Here is a 17,467-nt window from a genome sequence, read left to right on the forward strand (position 1 = left end):
GGACGAAAGTTGCGGGATGATAACAAAGCTGCGCGCTTTTTTGACGCATGGCACATTTGCATGAATTTCATTCATGTTGGCACCGCGGCCCACCGGTAGAATCGTGAAAAGCCTTTTCAATCCAGGACATACCGCACATGGTGCATCGCTTGATTGCCGCCGCCTTCGCACTGCTCATCAGTGGCGCGGCGTTGGGGCAGGGACCCCAGAACACTGCAGCGATCTCCTATACCCGGGATATCCAGCCGATCTTCACCGAGAAATGCGTCGCCTGCCACGCCTGTAACGACGCCGCCTGCCAGCTCAACCTCGGCAGCGCCGAGGGGGCCAGCCGCGGCGCTTCGAAAATCCCCGTCTACCAGGGCGACCGCAGCCAGGCGGTCACCCCGACCCGGCTGTTCTTCGATGCCCAGACCGACCAGGGCTGGCGGCACCTGGGCTTCAACTCGGTGATCGATCGCCAGCAGGACCAGGCGGCGCTGATGGCGCGCATGCTGGAGCTAGGGCATGCCAAGCCGCTGGTGCCCAACGAGAAGATCCCCGACAACATCGTCCTGGGCCTGAACCGGGAGAACGTTTGCCCGCTGCCCGGTGAGTTCGATGCCTATGCCAAGGCCCATCCCCGGGAAGGCATGCCGCTGGCGGTGACCGGCCTCAGCGATGCCCAGTACAACACCCTGCAACGCTGGCTGGCCCAGGGCGCGCCGGTGGAAAGCGCAGCGATCCGCCCCAGCGCAAGCGAAGCGGCGCAGATCCAGGAATGGGAAGAGTTGCTCAACCGCCCTGGCGCCAGCGAAGCGCTGGTGGGACGCTGGCTCTACGAGCACCTGTTCCTCGCTCATGTGCACTTCGTCGGCGGCGAGCCGGGGCACTTCTTCCAATGGGTGCGTTCGCGCACGCCGAGCGGGCAGCCCATCGACTTGATCGTCACCCGGCGCCCCAACGACCCGCCGGGCACCGACTTCTATTACCGCCTGCTGCCGGTGCAGGGCGTGATCGTGCACAAGACCCACATCACGTACCCGATGGGCCCCAACAAGCTCAAGCGGGTCAAGCAGCTGTTCTACAGCGGCAACTGGCACACCGACTCGCTGCCCGGCTACGGCCCGCGGCATCGTTCCAACCCGTTCGAGACCTTCGAGGCGATCCCGGCGGTGGCGCGTTACCAGTTCATGCTGGATAACGCCGAGTATTTCGTCCGCACCTTCATCCGCGGCCCGGTGTGCCGGGGCCAGATTGCTACCGACGTGATCCGTGACAACTTCTGGGCGCTGTTCCAGGAACCGGCCCACGACCGCTATATCACCGACGCCAAGTACCGCGCCGAAGCCACGCCGTTGCTGGCCATGCCCGGGCAGATCGACGACGTCGGCAGCATCCTGAGCCTGTGGCATGCCTATCGCGACAAGCGCAACGACTACGAAAGCCTGCGCCGCGATACTTATGCCGAGATGCCGCCACCGAGCTGGTCGACCCTGTGGGCCGGCAACGACAACGCGCTGCTGAGCATCTTCCGCCACTTCGACAGCGCTTCGGTAACCAAGGGCCTGATCGGCGACGTGCCGCTGACCATGTGGCTGTTCGACTATCCGTTGCTGGAGCGCACCTATTACCAGCTGGCGGTCAACTTCGACGTGTATGGCAACGTCTCGCACCAGGCCCAGACCCGCCTGTACTTCGACCTGATCCGCAATGGTGCCGAGGTCAACTTCCTGCGCCTGATGCCGGCCGGCAAGCGTGGCGACATCCTCGGCAGCTGGTACCAGAACAGCGGCAAGGTGAAGATGTGGATGGACTACGAGGATATCGACACCGATACCCCAAGCGCCCTGAAACTCGATCCGCACCACCCGGTGCGGGATTTCGGCCTCAAGCTGATCGAGCGCAGCGGCAGCCTGAATGCCGCGCCCGACCCGATCAACCGCTGCACTGGCGCCTATTGTTCGCGCCCGCAGATGAGCGAGGAGTTCCGTGACGTCGAGCAATCGCTGAGCCGCCTGGCTTCACGGCCTGCAGCCGGACTCAAGGTCATCGAGCAATTGCCCGAGGCGACCATGCTCAGGATCGAGGGCCAGGGCGGCAAGCGCCAGGTCTACAGCATGCTGCGCAACCGGGCGCACAGTAACGTCGCCTTCATGCTGGGCGAGGCGTACCGCTACCAGCCGGGGCTGGACACCCTGACCCTGTACCCGGGGGTGATGAGCAGCTACCCCAACTTCATGTTCAACATCCCGGCCAGCGACGTGCCCGAGTTCGTCGAGGACATGGAGGCTGCACGCGATGACCACGACCGCTTCGAGCGCATCGTCATGCGCTGGGGCGTGCGCCGCAGCCATCCGCAGTTCTGGCAGTACTTCCATGACCTGAACAGCTATATCAAGGAAACCGAGCCGGTGGAGGCGGGGGTGCTGGACATGAACCGCTACGAGAACCTCTAAACGCTTAACGGCTTCTTTTATCCCGACTTAATTGCTAGGACTTTGTTCGTCGCCGCGCATGGCGTAAACTGCCGACAAGTCTGTGAGGAAATTCCATGAGCGCCATAACCATTACCGACGCCGCGCACGATTACCTGGCCGATCTGCTGTCCAAGCAGAACACCCCGGGGATCGGTATCCGCATCTTCATTACCCAACCCGGCACCCAATATGCCGAAACCTGCATTGCCTATTGCAAGCCAGGCGAAGAAAAGCCGGAAGATACCGCGCTGGGCCTGAAGAGCTTTACCGCCTACATCGACGCGGTCAGCGAGCCTTTTCTCGATGATGCCGTCGTCGACTACGCCACCGACCGCATGGGCGGGCAACTGACCATCAAGGCCCCGAATGCCAAGGTGCCGATGGTCAACGACGACAGTCCGATCAACGAGCGCATCAACTACTACCTGCAAACCGAGATCAACCCGGGGCTGGCCAGCCACGGCGGCCAGGTCAGCCTGATCGAGGTGGTCGAGGATGGGATCGCCGTGCTGCAGTTCGGCGGCGGCTGCCAGGGCTGCGGCCAGGCCGACGTGACCCTCAAGGACGGTATCGAGCGCACCTTGCTTGAACGCATTCCGGAGCTGAAGGGCGTACGCGACGTGACCGACCATTCGCAGAAAGAAAACGCCTACTACTAAGCAGGCAGGCGAGAAAACGACAAGGACCCTGTGGGAGCTGGCAAGCCAGCTCCCACAGGGTCCTTGTCGTTTTACTGTCGGGGCGCTCGAGGCGGGTGCCAGGGCATCGATCGAACTCTTGAATGCCTTGCAGCCCAAAGTCAGTGCAAGTCGTCGTGGCGCATATGGCTGGCTAATTCCATGGCCTCGTGCAGTACGCGAGCCACCTCGATTATCTGATCATGTGTTGTCCGATAGAAAAGGATATGGCGAGGCTTGAGTACCCGCGCTTGCCGGCGACAGTAGATCAGATGAAGGCTGCGCAGGCCCGCTGCGATCTCTTCCCGGGCGATGCTTCCCGCCCTTTCGGGATCCTCACTGATGGCCGATAGCCCTGCCTGAAGCAATTGCTGGTAACGCTGCCTTGCCCCATCTCCGAATCTGTCCTGCGTGAAGCGCAATATCTCGGCAATATCGCTGCGAGCCTGCCTTGAAATGCGTAATTTCACAGACGCTCCAGATAATGCTCCAAGTCCTTGGAGTCGACTTCATCGAAGTCGCCGGCGTCGAGCTGCATGAGGCCGACGGAGGTGGCATTGCGCAGAGCTTCCAGTCGGGCCGCCTCTTGTGCTTCATGCTCCAGCAGCAGGCGCAGGCCTGCGCGTACCGCCTCGCTGAAGTTCTGGTAACGACCGCTCTCGACCAGTTCCGAGATGGATTTCTCCATCGGATCGGGAAAAATGACATTGTGGGTGGCCATTGGGGGCTCCGCTTATGACTCGGCTGATATGGCGTTTTATGCCATAGCCTCGGATCCCTAGCAAATCCAGCGGACGACAGGCTGGAAGAGCCGCCTGGGGCGGCTCTCGATCATCCCCGTTTAAAAGTCATAACTCACGCTGGTGTAGTAGAACGCCCCCTGTGCCCCCTCAGGCGAGGTGATCGAATACTTCGGCACCCCGTACAACTGCGCACCTTTCAATTTCTCCGGATGGCTGTCGAACAGGTTGATCGCGCCTACCGAGACTTTCAGGCCCAGGTCGAAGCGATAGCTCAGGTCCAGATCGGTCACCCATTGCGGGCTGAAGGTCTGGTCCAGCGCGGGGTTGCTGGCGTTCAGGCTTTTCCATTCGCCATAACGCCGCTGGGTCACGGTCAGCCCCCAGTTTTCGTACAGCCAGTTGGCGCTGAAGGTCAGTTTGTTGTCCGGCGTGCCGTGCTCGATCAGGCCTTGGGTGGCCCGTCCGACGATCTGCTCTCCGCTGATGCCGCCGACATCGCGCAGGTCGGTGATCCGCGTGCGGGTCTTGGCGAAGCCGGCGTTCAGGTCGAGCCGGCCATAGGCTGCCAGGTCCAGTTGGTATTGGCCGCTCAGCTCGACGCCGTCGGTGCGGGTGTCGGCGATGTTGGTGTAGAACGCCGCGCTTTGGATGTTGGCGTAGGGCGTACCGGCGAAGATCGGCCCGACCACGCTGGCCGGCAACTGGTCGGAGAGGGTGATGCGGTTGTCGATATCGATGCGGTAGGCGTCGATGCTCAGCGAAGCATTGCTCAATGGTCGCCAGACCAGGCCCAGGGAGTAGTTGGTCGACTCCTCAGGCTTCAGCGCCCGGCCACCGAGCAACGCCGCTTCCGGGCTGTCGGCGCGCAGGGTGCGCTGTTGCACCTCGACCCAGTTGCCGCTGCCCGGCGGCTGCTCCACCACCTGCACGCTGAACGACGATAAACCGCTCTGCACCAGCGACGGTGCGCGATAACCGCTGCTGATACTGCCGCGTGCGGCGATCTGCGGGGTGAAGTCGTAGCGCAGGGAAAGCTTGCCGTTGGTGGTGTCGCCAAAGTCCGAATAATGCTCCGAGCGCACCGCCAGGCCGGCCTGGAACTTGTCGGTGATTTGCCCTTCGAGGTCGAGGTAGGCGCCGAATACCTTGCGCTCCAGCGAGGCGGCGTCGACGTTGGTGATCCCCGAGTAGTAGCCGGGGATCCGCCGCCCGGTGACCGGATCCAGGGTGTTGAACAGCGCGCCGTTCTGCCAGCCCGCCGCCTCGCCGGCGCTCAGGGTGTAGTTTTCCTTGCGCCAGGCCAGGCCCGCGGAAACGGTCAGCGGCTTGGCCAGCAGATCGGTGGGGAAGTCGCGGACCCAGTCGAGGGTCAGGTTGGTCTGCTCGTTCTCGCGCTCCCCGGTGTAGATGTTGTACGGGCTGTTGGCGCCCCAGCTAGGGTTGATCGCGTCGCGATCGGTGGACTTGAGCGTGTCGTTGCCGTAGTTGGCCGCCAGGTCGAACTTGCCCAGCAGATCGTCCTCGTAGCGCAGGCCGCCGGTGACCGCGTAGTCCTCCAGGGCATAGCGGGTGACCGGCAGGCGCCCGTCCGGGTAGCGCGACAGTGCGACGCTGCCGTAGTTGCTGCGCAGGGTGGTGGGCGGGTCGAAGAAGCCTTCGGCGTCGGTGTTCTTGTGCGAGTACGTGGCGAAGCCGTAGGCGGTCAGGCCGTCGCCGACGCCGATCTCGCTGTTGGCAACGAGGTTGTACTGGTCGCTGACCCCGCCCGAGCCCCAGTTCCAGGTGCGGTAGCGGTTGTTCTGCTCGCGGGGCGTATTAACGCTGGTGTCGCCAGGATAGAAGATGCGGTTGTCCGGACGGGTATCGCTGGCCGGGTCCTGGTTGCCGGCATCGAACGCCAGGGTGAGGAAACCATCGTTGGGCAGGGCGAAGCCTTTCCAGCCACTGAGCTTGCGCTGCAGGCCGTCACCCTTGTCGTAGCCGCCGAAGCGGTAGCCGATGTTGCCGCCATCGTCGTTTTCCTTGAGGACGATGTTGATCACCCCGGCGATGGCATCGGAGCCGTACTGGGCGGCGGCGCCGTCACGCAGGATCTCGACCCGCGACACCGCGCTCAGCGGAATCAGGCTCAGGTCCACCGCCGCGGCGCCGCGGCCGTTGGCCAGGCTCTGGCGGGTGACGTTGGCGCTGCTGTGGCGGCGCTTGCCGTTGACCAATACCAGCACCTGGTCCGAGGCCAGGCCACGCAGCGAAGCGCCCTGGGCGATGGACCCGGCGAAGGCGCCCTGTGGCGATTGCGGGAAGCTGAAGGACGGCGACAGCGCGGTCAGGGCGCCGGACAGGTCCTTGGCCCCGGTTTCTTCGAGTTTTTCGGCGCTAAGCACATCGACCGGTGCCGCGCTTTCCAGGGCGGTAACGTCGCTGCGGCGGGTGCCGACCACCACCACGGTATCGAGTTTGTCGTCTTTGGCGGCGCTGCCACTGGCGGGCTCCTGGGCCTGGACGACGGGCACGGCAAGGCTGCCGATGGCCAGCGCGATGGCGCCGGTCAAGGGGGCGAGACGGTACATGGGACTACTCCTGTTACACGCAAGGGGGCCGGCGACCCTCCCGGGATCGCCGGTCAGCGAAGGGTCAGAAACGGCTGGTAACGCTCAGGCCGACGGTGCGCGGGTCGCCGTAGGTGATCACGTATTGCCCGGCGGTACCGTTGGGCCGGCCATGAACCTGGTAACGGCGGTCGGTGAGGTTGTTGACGAAGCCGGTGACGCTGAGTTTCTCGTCCGCGCTGAACCAGGTCAGGCGACTGTTGGCCAGGGTGTAGTGGGGCTGGTTGAGCGGCGCGTCGGCACTGCTCTGGCGGTCGGCGAGGAAGTATTCCTTGTCGCGGAAGCTGACATCGCCCCCGGCCACCAGCCTGCCGGGAATGTCCAGCGGCAGGGTGTAGTCGGCCCCGAGGGACACCACGTAGCGCGGCGAACGGACGAAGCTGTTGCCGCTGTAGTCGCCGGTGACCGCGCCGGTATTGGGGTTGGTGTTCTTGAAGTCGGTGTACTCGGTATCCAGGAACGACAGCGCGCCGCGCAGGTGCAGGCGGTCGGTGGGCTGGCCTTCGATCTCCAGTTCCGCGCCCTTGACCTTGCCCTTGGCGCCGTTGGTGAGTGCAGTGGTCAGGATGCCGCTGTTGACCGTCAGCAGGTTCACCTGGATGTCCTGGTAGTCGTAATAGAAGACGTTGGCGTTGACCGTCAGGCGATGGTCGAACCACTCCGACTTCAAGCCCAGTTCATAGGCATCCAGTTCTTCCGGATCGACCGTGGTCAGCTGCGCCAGGCTGGTTGAGAGGCCGGTGTTGAAGCCACCCGAGCGGAAGCCGTGGGCGTAGCGGAAGAACACCCGCAGGTTATCGTTGATCCGGTATTCCGGGGTCAGGTCGTAGGTCCAGGCGTCCCAGCGCTTGCTTTCCTCGCGATTGCCGTTGCTGCCGGCGGCGGTCAACGGGATCAGCGGACCCGTGGCGGTAGCACGGGTCAGCTGGGTCAGGTCGAGATCGATATCCTTTTTCTCGGTGGTCCAGCGCAGGCCGCCGGTGACGGTCAGGTTGTCGGTGAAGTCATAGGCCAGGTTACCGAACAGCGCATAGCTGTCGGTGCGGTGGGTGTAGTCGAGGTTGCGGTAATCCACGGTACCGCCGGTCTGGTTGGAGCCGGTGCCGTTCGGTGTCGGGCCCGGGATGATGCTGCGCACCGCGCTGTTGTCGAGGGTCTCGTGGAAGTAGTGGGTACCGAGCATCCAGCGCAGGGTTTCCTGCGGCGAAGAGGCGAGGCGGAACTCCTGGGAGTATTGGTCGTAGGTCGCATCGCTGTCGGTGGCACCGTTGACCTCGTAGGGGGTGTAATCGGCGTCGGTCAGCGACTGGTTGCGGATATGGTCGTAGGCGGTGATCGAGGTCAGGGTGTAGTCGCCGAGGTTCCAGTTCAGGGTCAGCGACGTGCCGCTGTGGTCGAGCTTGTAGTCTTCGTTGGTGTTGAGCTCGATCTTGCGCCCGTGAGGGCGCTGGTAGCCGACATTGTAATAGCGCCCCAGGGGCAGCGAACCGCTGCTGCCGTCGCCCTTGAATTCACGGCCATGAATCTTCAGCAGGGCTTCGAGATCCTCGTTGACCTTGGCCAGGAACTGCACGCGCACGGCTTTCTTGTTGACGTCACCGTAGGTCTGGTCGTTGGTCAGGTTATGGGTGAAACCGTCGCGCTCCTCGGAATACAGCGAGACCCGTCCGGCCAGGCGGTCGTCCACCAGCGAACCGCCGATGGCGCCGTTGAGGATGCGTTCGTTCTTGCTGCCGAAGCCGATGGTGCCGTAGCCGTCGGTATCGAACGTCGGTTTCTTGGAAATCACATTGACCGCGCCGGCGGTGGTGTTCTTGCCGTACAGGGTGCCTTGCGGGCCACGCAGGATCTCGATGCGCTCCAGGTCGAACAGCGGCCCACCGCCGGCCACCGGGGCATTGAGGTACACGTCGTCGGCATAGATGCCCACCGGGTAGACCGTGGCCGCACCGGTATCGCCGGTGCCCAGGCCACGGATGTACCAGCGTGGGCGCCCGTCGCCGTCCGGATTCTTCGCCGAAGCGTTGGGTACGAACGTGGTGATATCGCCCATGGCGCGCACGCCGTCGGCCGTCAGGCTGGTGCCCTGGACCGCCGAGACCGCCACCGGAACCTCTTGCAGGGTTTCTTCCCGGTGCTGGGCGGTGACGGTTACGGTTTTCAGCGCCGGTGTGGTGCTGGTTTCATCGTCGGCATAGGCCAACGGGTATTGGCCCGCCAACAGAAGGCTAAGGCTGATTCCCTTGGTGATGGGATTGATCTGGAACATGCTGCTTCTCCCCGAGCGTTGCAGATGCAGGGGTAGAGCAGGGTTTATGCCATGTTTTCAACCCATTGATTCAATTGGATAAATCAGGATTTTTGCGGCGTCGTTGCTAGGCAGGCAGCAGGGCACTGGTGAATCTATGTTGCTACAGCAGCAATGGTTGCGAAGCTGGCCCATGGCGCACTTCCGACGGCTCGCTGGATAACCACCTGGCTCGGAAGTTTCTCAAGCTTTCCTGGAAACTTCCCTTCGTTTGTTTGAGGCTCGAAATTGATAAGTCAGATGTTTTACTGTGCGTGCCTGGAATATTTCTCGGGGCGAGGGTATGAGAAAAATCGACGGTAGCCATGGTGCACATGGCGCGTCCGGGTGCGGCTCCCCGGATTTCCTGGGCAGGGTTCGCTGGCCATTGGTTGTACTGCTATGCCTGGCCACGGGTTTCGCTCTGGTGGTGCTGTTCTGGAGCGGCGATACGCAACCGGATTCACCCTGGTTCTGGAGCCGAGTGCTGGCACTTCCGTTGATTATCTGGAGCTATCTGTATGGGCTGCGCCTGCTGGCGCATTGAAAACGCTGGTCGTGCCAACCTACCGGTGCGCCTCGAAACGCGACGCGGACCTTGTCGATACCGCGCCGCATCCACAGTCTATCCCTCCCGCTTCACCACCAGGGTCAGGATGTCATAACTCGCCACCAGCTCCCCAAGCTGGTTGGTCACCTCCACATCCCACGCCACCACCCCTTGCGGGATACCCTGCGGGCTCTTCTTGCCCTGGTCGATCTTGCGCTTGCAGGTGAGCCTGGCCTGGATCGTGTCGCCGATGCCCACCGGATTGATGAAGCGCAGGTTATCCAGTCCATAGTTGGCCAGGACCGGCCCGGGAGCCGGGCTGACGAACAAGCCGGCCGCCGCCGACAGCACGAAGTAGCCGTGGGCGATACGCTTGCCGAACTGCGATTCCCGTGCGGCGATCTCGTCGAAATGCATGTAGAAGTGATCCCCCGAAAGACAGCCGAAGTTCACCAGGTCTGCCTCGGTCACCGTCCGCCGATGGGTCAGCAACGACTCGCCGATGCGCAGGTCCTCGAAGTGGCGGCGGAACGGGTGCACGTCGGTTTCAATCACCTCGGCGCCACGCACGTACTCGCCGGTCACCGCCATCAGCATGCTCGGCGAGCCCTGTACCGCGGCCCGTTGCAGGTAGTGCTTCACGGCGCGCAGCCCGCCCAGTTCCTCGCCACCCCCAGCCCGACCCGGACCGCCGTGCTTGAGTTGCGGCAGCGGAGAACCATGGCCGGTGGATTCGGCAGCGGCTTCGGCATCCAGCACCAGCAGGCGGCCATGCCAGGCCGCCGCCACCGGCACGGCCCTGGCCGCCACTGTGCGGTCAGCGGTGACCAGGCTTGCCACCAGGCTGCCTTTGCCGCGGGCAGCCAGGTCCAGCGCTTCATCCAGGTCTTCATAGGTCATCAGGGTGCTGACCGGCCCGAACGCTTCGATATCGTGGGCGCCGCCTTCGGCATGGGCGTCCCGCGCCAGCAGCAGGGTGGGGGCGAAGAAGGCGCCGTTGGCGACGCCTTCACCGCGCGGTTCGAAACCATCACGGGCGCCGAACAGCAGGTCGCAGCTTTGCAGCAGTTGTTCGACCCGCTCGCCGACATCGGCCTGCTGTGCATGGGACGCCAATGCGCCCATGCGCACGCCTTCCACCGAAGGATCGCCCACCACCACCTTGCCCAGGCGATCCCGCAGGCGGGTCGCCACTGCGTCCAGATGCTTCGCCGGCACGATGGCCCGGCGAATCGCCGTGCATTTCTGCCCGGCCTTGGTGGTCATTTCCCGGGCGACTTCCTTGATATACAGCTCGAACTCTTCGCTGTCCGGGCTCACGTCCGGGCCGAGGATGGCGCAGTTCAGCGAGTCGGCCTCGGCGGTGAAGGGCACCGAGTTGCGGATCAGGTTGGGCGTGACCCGCAGTTTCGCCGCAGTGTCCGCCGAGCCGGTGAAGGTCACCAGGTCCTGGCCGTCCAGGCGCTCCAGCAGGTCGCCGGTGCTGCCGATCACCAGTTGCAGGGCGCCGGCCGGGAGCAGGCCGGACTCATCGATCAGGCGCACCACGGCTTCGGTCAGGTAGCTGGTGGCAGTGGCGGGCTTGACGATGCAGGGCATGCCGGCCAGGAAGGTCGGGGCAAATTTTTCCAGCATCCCCCAGATCGGGAAGTTGAAGGCATTGATATGCACCGCGACCCCGGCCCGTGGCACCAGGATGTGACTGCCGGCGAACCGGCCCTGCTTGCCCAGCGGGATCGCCGGGCCTTCATGGACCAGGTTGCCCGACGGCAACTCGCGGGCACCGATGCCGGCATAGGAGAACAGCGTGGCATTGCCGCCCTCGATATCGATCCAGCTGTCGGCACGGGTCGCGCCGCTGTGGTGGGACAGGGCGTAGAGCTGCTCCTTGCGCTCGGCAAGGTACAGCGCCAGGGCCTTGAGCCGCGCTGCGCGCTGCTGGAAATCCAGGGCCATCAGGCCGGTGCGGCCCTGCTGGCGCCCCCAGGCGAGGGCCTCGGCGAAGTCCGGACGCTCCTCATGGCTGTAGCCCAGTAGGTGGCCGTCGATGGCGCTGCGCAGGGGCTGGGCGCCGTGCTGGCCGATCCAGCGGCCGGCGATGAAGCTTTGCAAGGTAGGGGCAGCAGACATCGGTGTGTCCTCCAATTCTTTCAGGAAGCGCTGTTACCACAGCGCCAGGGTGTAGCCGACGATCAGGCGGTTTTCGTCCAGGGCATTGGTCAGGCCGTTGCCGGAACGGAAGGTGACGTTGCGCCAACGCAGGCTGACGTTTTTCAGCGGGCCGCTCTGGATCACGTAGGCGATATCGGTGTCGCGTTCGCGCTCGCGGCCGTTGTCGATACCCGCCGCCTTGGCGTGGCGGCCGTCGGTATAGCGGGTCATGAAGCTCAGGCCGGGAATGCCCAGGGCGGCGAAGTCGTAGTCGTAGCGCGCCTGCCAGGAGTCCAGCCCGGCGCGGGTGAAGGTGTTGTAGGTGACCAGGTTGACGGTGTACGGGTCGCCGCCGTTGAGGAAGGGGAAGGCACTGTCGCCGGACATCTGCTGGAAGGTGCCGCTGAATTTGTGTGCGCCCACGGCCAGGGTGAACATGCCGTTGAAGTTGCGGTTATCGATGCGTCCGGCGCGTTCGGCGCCGTCGCCGCGGCTGTCGAACCAGCGCAGGTCACTGCGCAGGCTCATGTCCTCGGCCAGCGGCAGGGTATGGACCAGGCCGACATACTGCTGGCGATAGATGTCTTCGAGCTTGGCGTAGTAGTAACTCACCGCCAGTTGCGGGCTGAAGGCGTAGCTGCCGCCAGCGAAATCGAAGTGATCGCTGCTGGCGGCGCCGTAGCCGATATCGTCGTTGCTCGAGGAGTCGCGCAGGTTGGCCTTGGTCAGGCGCCCGCCATTGAGGGTCAGACCGTCGATGTCCTGGCTGGTCAGCAGGCCGCCCTTGAAGGTCGAGGCCAGCAGGCGGGTGTCGTTGTAGGTGACCACCGGCAACAGCGGTTGCAGGGTACCCAGGCGCAGCACGCTTTTCGACAGGCGCACCTTGGCGGTCACGCCCAGCTCGCTGTAGTCGTCCACCGGTTCCAGGCTGTCGCGGCCATAGGGCAGCAGGCCGGTGCCACGGCGGTCGCGGCTGGAGTCCAGCTTGATGCCCAGTTGGCCCATGGCATCTACACCGAAACCAAGGGTGCCATCGGTAAAGCCGGACTCCAGTTTGGCGGTAAAGCCCTGCGCCCATTCCTCGGCCTTGGATTGCGGCGCGTTGTCCTGGCGGAAGTCGCGGTTTATGTAGTGGTTGCGCAGTTCGATCTTCGCGTGGCTGTCCTCGATGAAGCCGGCCAGGGCCGGGGTACAGGCGAGGGGCAGGGTGAGTCCGGCCAGAAGGCGAATGGGGTTCATTGTTGTTATTCCCGAGTCGTCGTTTGCGTGATTAGTGTTTGCTGGCGCTGGCGGCGCCGATGCCGGTCATGGAGCGGATGAACTGGGCCAGATAGCGGCCGCGTTCCTCGCTGGCCCGGGCCGAGCGGTCGGACACCGAGAAGGCCCAGGCGGCGAGGAAGGCCGCGCTCATGGAGAACAGCGCCGGGTTGGAGTAGGGGAACAGCGCCTTGTCGTGATGCAGAACGTTGACCCACACCACCGGGCTCAGCACCAGCAGGATCACCGCCGAAACCAGGCCGGCCAGGCTGCCGGCCACGGCGCCGCGGGTGGTCAGGCCCTTCCAGAACATGGACAGGAACAGCACCGGGAAATTGACCGAGGCCGCGATGGCCAGCACCAGACCGGACAGGAAGGCGATGTTCTGCGACTCGATCATCAGGCCGAGGATGATCGCCAGCACGCCGATCACCAGGGTGGCAACACGGGAAACGCGGATCTCATCCTGTTCGCTCGCCTTGCCCTTGCGCACCACGCAGGCATAGAGGTCATGGGACACCGCCGAGGCGCCAGACAGCGCCAGGCCGGCGACTACCGCAAGGATGGTGGCGAAGGCCACGGCCGAGATAAAGCCAAGGAACAGGTTGCCGCCCACGGCCTGGGCCAGGTGCACGGCGATCATGTTGCCGCCGCCGATGATCGCGCCGCTGGCGTCACGGTAGGCAGGTTCAGTGCCGACCATGACGATGGCGCCGAAGCCGATGACGATCAGCAGCAGGTAGAAGTAGCCGATGAAACCGGTGGCGTAGAACACCGATTTACGGGCTTCCTTGGCATCGCTGACCGTGAAGAAGCGCATCAGGATATGCGGCAGGCCGGCGGTGCCGAACATCATGCCGAGGCCGAGGGAAATCGCATCCACCGGGTTCGACAGCAGCCCGCCCGGGGCCATGATCGCCGTGCCCTTGGCATGTACCGCCGCGGCGCTGGCGAACATCGCCTCGGTGCTGAAACCGAAGTGCTTGAGCACCATGAAGGCCATGAAGGTGGTGCCGGAAAGCAGCATGACGGCCTTGATGATCTGCACCCAGGTGGTGGCGAGCATGCCGCCGAAGGTGACGTAGAACACCATCAGCACGCCGACCAGGATCACCGCGTACAGGTAGCTGATGCCGAACAGCAGCTCGATCAGCTTGCCGGCGCCGACCATCTGCGCCACCAGGTACAGCAGGGCCACGGTCAGGGTGCCGAAGGCCGAGGTCAGGCGTACCGGGGTCTGTGCCAGGCGGTAGGAGACCACGTCGGCGAAGGTGTACTTGCCCAGGTTGCGCAGGCGCTCGGCGATCAGGAACAGGATGATCGGCCAGCCGGCCAGCACGCCCAGGGCGTAGAGCAGGCCGTCGTAGCCGTTGAGGAACATCATCGCCGAGATACCGAGGAAGGACGCGGCGCTGATCATGTCGCCGGCGATCGCCAGGCCGTTCTGCATCCCGCTCAGGCCGCCGCCGGCGGTATAGAAATCGCTGGCCGAGCGGGTGCGCAGGGCAGCCCAGCGGGTCACCCCGAGGGTGAAGACGACGAACAGCAGGAACATGCCGATGGCGGTCCAGTTCATTGCGCGCACTCCTGCTTGACCTTGTCGTTGAGCGGATCGAGGACATTGTTGGCGCGGTATACGTAGATACCGGTGAGGGCGAAGGACAGCAGCACGATCAGCACGCCCACCAGCATGCCGACGCTGGTCACCCCGCCGCTGAGGGACTGGCCGAGGGTGCTGGGGGAAAAGGCCACGAGCAGGACGAAACCGTAGTAGATCACCAGCATGGCGGCGGTGAGGCTGCCATTGAGGCGGCGCTTGCGCCGCACCAGTTGCCGGAAATCGGGGTGGTTGCTGATGGATTCGATATCACTGGGGGTCATGGGTGCGCTCTCTTGATCTTGTTGTAGTTGTTGTGTCGTTCACGCTTGGGGGTATTGCTTTGTTCTTTCGGGCCTCATCGCTGCGGTTCGGCGGTCCGACAAGCCAGCTCCCACAGGGATCCCTGTGGGAGCTGGCGTTGCCAGCGATGAGGCCGGTACAGACGAAAAACCTTTAAAGCTGATCGAAATCCAGGACCACCCGCTCGCTCAGCGGATAGCTCTGGCACGACAGCACATACCCGGCCGCCACCTCGTAGTCTTCCAGGGCATGGTTGCTATCCATCTCCACTTCGCCCTCGATCACCTTGCACTTGCAGGTCGAGCAGACCCCGGCCTTGCACGAGTAGGGCAGTTCGGCGCCGATGGCATTGCCGGCATCCAGCACGCTTTGGCTATTGCGCGGCAGCTCGAAGGACAGCGCACGGCCGTCGCTGATCACGGTGACCTGGCTCATCGCCGAGTCCTGCTGCCGCGCCGCTTCCCGTGCCTGGCGCCGCTCGTCGCTGCCGGCGGCGGCAAACAGTTCGAAGTGAATCCTGTCCGCGGCCATGCCTCGTGCCTTCAGGGCGTCGCGCACGGTCTCGGTCATAGCCTGCGGACCGCAAATGAACGCCGCTTCCAGTTGCGGCACGTCGAGCCAGCGGCTGAACAGCTGCGCGCATTTGTCGGCATCGATGCGGCCGTTATAAAGGTCGATGTCCTGCTGCTCGCGGCTGAACACGAAGATCAGGTTGAGGCGTTGCAGGTAGCGGTTCTTCAGGTCTTCCAGCTGCTCGCGGAACAGCGCCGAGCCACTGGCGCGGTTGCCGTAGAGCAGGGTGAAGCGGCTGTTCGGTTCGGCTTCAAGGGTGGTCTTGACGATGGACAGGATCGGGGTGATGCCGCTGCCGGCCGCCACCGCCAGGTAGTGACCCTGACGCGCTGGATCCAGCGCGGTGTGAAAGCTGCCGGACGGCGGCATGACATCGATCACGTCACCGGCCGCCAGCACCTCGTTGGCGAAGGCGGAAAAGCGCCCGCCGACCACTTTCTTCACCGCCACCCGCAGTTCACCGTCGTTGACGCCGGTGCAGATCGAGTAGGAGCGGCGCACTTCTTCATCATCCAGGCGGGTGCGCAGCACCAGGTACTGGCCCTGGGTGAACCGGAAGGTCTCGCCCAGTTCACGCGGTACATCGAACAGGATCGATACGGCATCGCGTGTTTCGCTGCGCACTTGCTTGACGGTCAGGCTGTGGAACTGGCTCATGGGGAATCTCCAGCAAGCGCTCAAATGCACTTGAAATAATCGAAGGGCTCGCGGCAGTCGCAGCAGCGGTACAGGGCCTTGCACGCGGTGGAGCCGAACTCGCTGAGCACCTCGGTGTGGCTGCTGCCGCACTGCGGGCAGGCGATCACCTGCGGTTCGCCGAGCAGGCTGCGTTTGTTCGAACTGCCCAGTGGCGCGGCGATGCCGTAGGCGCGCAGGCGTTCACGGCCGCTGGCGCTGATCCAGTCGGTGGTCCAGGCCGGGCTGAGCTGACGCTTTAGCGCGGGCTCGGCGAAGCCGGCCTGTTCCAGCGCGGCGCGGATATCCTGCTCGATCACCTCGGTGGCCGGGCACCCGGAATAGGTCGGGGTCACGGTGACCTGCAGGTGGCCGTCGGCCCAGTCCAGAGCCCGCACGATGCCCAGGTCGACCACGCTGACCACCGGCACTTCCGGGTCCATGACCTGCTCCAGCACCGTCCACGCTTGGTGCAGGTCATCGGGCCGCGAGACGCGGGCGCCGCGGTCGCTGGCGATCAGCTCACCAGGTTGCATCGGGGTAGGCTCGCGGCAGGAACTGCATTTCCGCCAGCAGGAGGCCCAGGTGCTCGCTGTGCACGCCCTGGCGACCGCTGAGGTAGAAGTGACTGGCCGCTGGCGGCACCGGTAGGGTGGCGCGCTCGAAGGTGGCTTCGACCTGCGTCTGCCAGTCCAGCGCGACCTGCTCCGGGTTGCCGATCACACCGCTGTGGAACAGGCGCTGCTCGAGCGCATCGGCCTCCACCAGCTCGACGGTATAGCGCCAGACCTGGGGCAGGGCGGCGAGCATGCGCTGGCGGCTCTCCTCGGTGCCGTCGCCCAGGCGCTCGACCCACTCGCTGGAGCGGCGCAGGTGATAGCTGACTTCCTTCAACGCCTTGCTGGCGATGGCCTGGAGACGCTCGTCGCTGGAACGGGCCAGGCCTTGCAGCACGGCGAAATGCCAGGCGTCGTAGAAGAACTGCTTGAGAATGGTCAGCGCATAGTCGCCGTTGGGTTGCTCCACCAGCAGCAGGTTGCGATAGGCGCGCTCGTCGCGGCGGAACACCAGGTGGTCGGCATCGCGGCCGTCAGCCCTCAGCTCGGCGGCATATTCCAGCCAGTTGCGCGCCTGGCCGACCAGGTCGAGGCCGACGTTCATCAGCGCCAGCTCTTCTTCCAGCGCCGGGGCGCGGCCGCACCACTGGCACAGGCGCTGGGCCTGGACCATGGCGCTGTCGCCCAGGCGCAGCAAATACTGGATCAGGTCGTCTGTCATGGGCGCCGTCATTACATATGCCCCACTTCAGGCGGCAGCTCGTAGAAGCTGGCGTGGCGATAGATCTTGTCTTCGGCAGGGGCGAACAGCGGATCCTTCTCGTCGGGCGACGAGGCAGTGATCAGCGCCGAGGGCACCACCCACAGGCTTACGCCCTCGTTGCGGCGGGTGTACAGCTCGCGGGCATTCTCGATGGCCATGGCGGCATCCGCGGCATGGACGCTACCGACATGCTTGTGGTTGAGGCCGTGCTTGCTGCGCACGAACACTTCGAACAGGGTCCATTCGGACATGGCGATTTCTCCTCG

At 64.2% G+C, this 17,467-nt stretch carries 14 protein-coding genes and 1 pseudogene; 3 read left to right on the forward strand and 12 right to left on the reverse strand.

Annotated features, from left to right (window positions below; all coding sequences use genetic code 11):
• Positions 1-137 precede the first annotated feature (137 nt).
• The gene (locus ACPFMA_RS13705; protein ID WP_425930515.1) at positions 138-2,438 is read left to right on the forward strand and encodes a fatty acid cis/trans isomerase; all 2,301 of its coding nucleotides are present in this window, start codon (positions 138-140) and stop codon (positions 2,436-2,438) included.
• 95 nt (positions 2,439-2,533) lie between these two features.
• Positions 2,534-3,118, forward strand: a complete 585-nt coding sequence (gene nfuA / locus ACPFMA_RS13710) for a Fe-S biogenesis protein NfuA (protein WP_009407016.1) — start codon at positions 2,534-2,536, stop codon at positions 3,116-3,118.
• A gap of 140 nt (positions 3,119-3,258) precedes the next feature.
• Here the strand turns inward: nfuA and ACPFMA_RS13715 are convergent, their stop codons facing one another.
• The 4 genes from ACPFMA_RS13715 to ACPFMA_RS13730 all read right to left on the reverse strand — a co-directional run bounded on the left by ACPFMA_RS13715 (position 3,259) and on the right by ACPFMA_RS13730 (position 8,757).
• Positions 3,259-3,606: a type II toxin-antitoxin system RelE/ParE family toxin gene (locus ACPFMA_RS13715; protein ID WP_064301303.1), complete on the reverse strand. Its 348-nt coding sequence runs from the start codon at positions 3,604-3,606 to the stop codon at positions 3,259-3,261.
• Positions 3,603-3,857, reverse strand: a complete 255-nt coding sequence (locus ACPFMA_RS13720) for a type II toxin-antitoxin system ParD family antitoxin (RefSeq protein WP_064301302.1) — start codon at positions 3,855-3,857, stop codon at positions 3,603-3,605. Before ACPFMA_RS13720 ends, ACPFMA_RS13715 begins: the two co-directional genes overlap by 4 nt.
• A gap of 120 nt (positions 3,858-3,977) precedes the next feature.
• Positions 3,978-6,449: a TonB-dependent receptor plug domain-containing protein gene (locus ACPFMA_RS13725; protein ID WP_425930516.1), complete on the reverse strand. Its 2,472-nt coding sequence runs from the start codon at positions 6,447-6,449 to the stop codon at positions 3,978-3,980.
• A gap of 64 nt (positions 6,450-6,513) precedes the next feature.
• Entirely contained in the window at positions 6,514-8,757 is a 2,244-nt protein-coding gene (locus ACPFMA_RS13730; RefSeq protein WP_420056570.1) for a TonB-dependent receptor, read from the reverse strand.
• 322 nt (positions 8,758-9,079) lie between these two features.
• Here ACPFMA_RS13730 and ACPFMA_RS13735 point away from each other — a divergent pair, with 322 nt between their 5' ends.
• Positions 9,080-9,322: a hypothetical protein gene (locus ACPFMA_RS13735; RefSeq protein ID WP_158487713.1), complete on the forward strand. Its 243-nt coding sequence runs from the start codon at positions 9,080-9,082 to the stop codon at positions 9,320-9,322.
• Between the two features lie 78 nt (positions 9,323-9,400).
• Here the strand turns inward: ACPFMA_RS13735 and paaZ are convergent, their stop codons facing one another.
• The 8 genes and pseudogenes from paaZ to paaB all read right to left on the reverse strand — a co-directional run bounded on the left by paaZ (position 9,401) and on the right by paaB (position 17,452).
• Positions 9,401-11,455, reverse strand: a complete 2,055-nt coding sequence (gene paaZ, locus ACPFMA_RS13740) for a phenylacetic acid degradation bifunctional protein PaaZ (RefSeq protein WP_425930517.1) — start codon at positions 11,453-11,455, stop codon at positions 9,401-9,403.
• A gap of 33 nt (positions 11,456-11,488) precedes the next feature.
• Positions 11,489-12,715, reverse strand: coding sequence for an OprD family porin (locus ACPFMA_RS13745; RefSeq protein WP_425930518.1), 1,227 nt, complete (start codon positions 12,713-12,715; stop codon positions 11,489-11,491).
• Between the two features lie 31 nt (positions 12,716-12,746).
• Positions 12,747-14,315, reverse strand: a pseudogene (locus ACPFMA_RS13750) (cation acetate symporter); the annotation flags it as partial.
• Positions 14,306-14,614: a DUF485 domain-containing protein gene (locus ACPFMA_RS13755; protein ID WP_009398359.1), complete on the reverse strand. Its 309-nt coding sequence runs from the start codon at positions 14,612-14,614 to the stop codon at positions 14,306-14,308. The gene ACPFMA_RS13755 and the pseudogene ACPFMA_RS13750, both read right to left, overlap by 10 nt.
• 172 nt (positions 14,615-14,786) lie before the next feature.
• A complete protein-coding gene (gene paaE, locus ACPFMA_RS13760; RefSeq protein WP_420056567.1) occupies positions 14,787-15,863 on the reverse strand; it encodes a 1,2-phenylacetyl-CoA epoxidase subunit PaaE in 1,077 nt (358 codons plus the stop codon).
• A gap of 20 nt (positions 15,864-15,883) precedes the next feature.
• The gene (paaD, locus tag ACPFMA_RS13765; RefSeq protein WP_420056566.1) at positions 15,884-16,417 is read right to left on the reverse strand and encodes a 1,2-phenylacetyl-CoA epoxidase subunit PaaD; all 534 of its coding nucleotides are present in this window, start codon (positions 16,415-16,417) and stop codon (positions 15,884-15,886) included.
• The gene (gene paaC / locus ACPFMA_RS13770) at positions 16,404-17,159 is read right to left on the reverse strand and encodes a 1,2-phenylacetyl-CoA epoxidase subunit PaaC (protein WP_425930519.1); all 756 of its coding nucleotides are present in this window, start codon (positions 17,157-17,159) and stop codon (positions 16,404-16,406) included. The genes paaD and paaC overlap by 14 nt, the downstream gene beginning before the upstream one ends.
• A gap of 11 nt (positions 17,160-17,170) precedes the next feature.
• A complete protein-coding gene (gene paaB, locus ACPFMA_RS13775; protein WP_009398366.1) occupies positions 17,171-17,452 on the reverse strand; it encodes a 1,2-phenylacetyl-CoA epoxidase subunit PaaB in 282 nt (93 codons plus the stop codon).
• Positions 17,453-17,467: the final 15 nt, after the last annotated feature.

Origin of the sequence: Pseudomonas sp. NyZ201 (assembly GCF_049860765.1) — a bacterium.
Taxonomy (GTDB): Bacteria; Pseudomonadota; Gammaproteobacteria; order Pseudomonadales; family Pseudomonadaceae; genus Aquipseudomonas; species Aquipseudomonas bharatica.

Coding starts and splice junctions, on each gene's coding strand:
- paaZ (WP_425930517.1), bottom strand. CDS start 11,455: ATGTCTGCTGCCCCTACCTTGCAAAGCTTCATCGCCGGCCGCTGGATC.
- nfuA (WP_009407016.1), top strand. CDS start 2,534: ATGAGCGCCATAACCATTACCGACGCCGCGCACGATTACCTGGCCGAT.
- ACPFMA_RS13745 (WP_425930518.1), bottom strand. CDS start 12,715: ATGAACCCCATTCGCCTTCTGGCCGGACTCACCCTGCCCCTCGCCTGT.
- paaE (WP_420056567.1), bottom strand. CDS start 15,863: ATGAGCCAGTTCCACAGCCTGACCGTCAAGCAAGTGCGCAGCGAAACA.
- paaD (WP_420056566.1), bottom strand. CDS start 16,417: ATGCAACCTGGTGAGCTGATCGCCAGCGACCGCGGCGCCCGCGTCTCG.
- ACPFMA_RS13730 (WP_420056570.1), bottom strand. CDS start 8,757: ATGTTCCAGATCAATCCCATCACCAAGGGAATCAGCCTTAGCCTTCTG.
- ACPFMA_RS13705 (WP_425930515.1), top strand. CDS start 138: ATGGTGCATCGCTTGATTGCCGCCGCCTTCGCACTGCTCATCAGTGGC.
- ACPFMA_RS13735 (WP_158487713.1), top strand. CDS start 9,080: ATGAGAAAAATCGACGGTAGCCATGGTGCACATGGCGCGTCCGGGTGC.
- ACPFMA_RS13755 (WP_009398359.1), bottom strand. CDS start 14,614: ATGACCCCCAGTGATATCGAATCCATCAGCAACCACCCCGATTTCCGG.
- ACPFMA_RS13720 (WP_064301302.1), bottom strand. CDS start 3,857: ATGGCCACCCACAATGTCATTTTTCCCGATCCGATGGAGAAATCCATC.
- paaB (WP_009398366.1), bottom strand. CDS start 17,452: ATGTCCGAATGGACCCTGTTCGAAGTGTTCGTGCGCAGCAAGCACGGC.
- paaC (WP_425930519.1), bottom strand. CDS start 17,159: ATGACAGACGACCTGATCCAGTATTTGCTGCGCCTGGGCGACAGCGCC.
- ACPFMA_RS13725 (WP_425930516.1), bottom strand. CDS start 6,449: ATGTACCGTCTCGCCCCCTTGACCGGCGCCATCGCGCTGGCCATCGGC.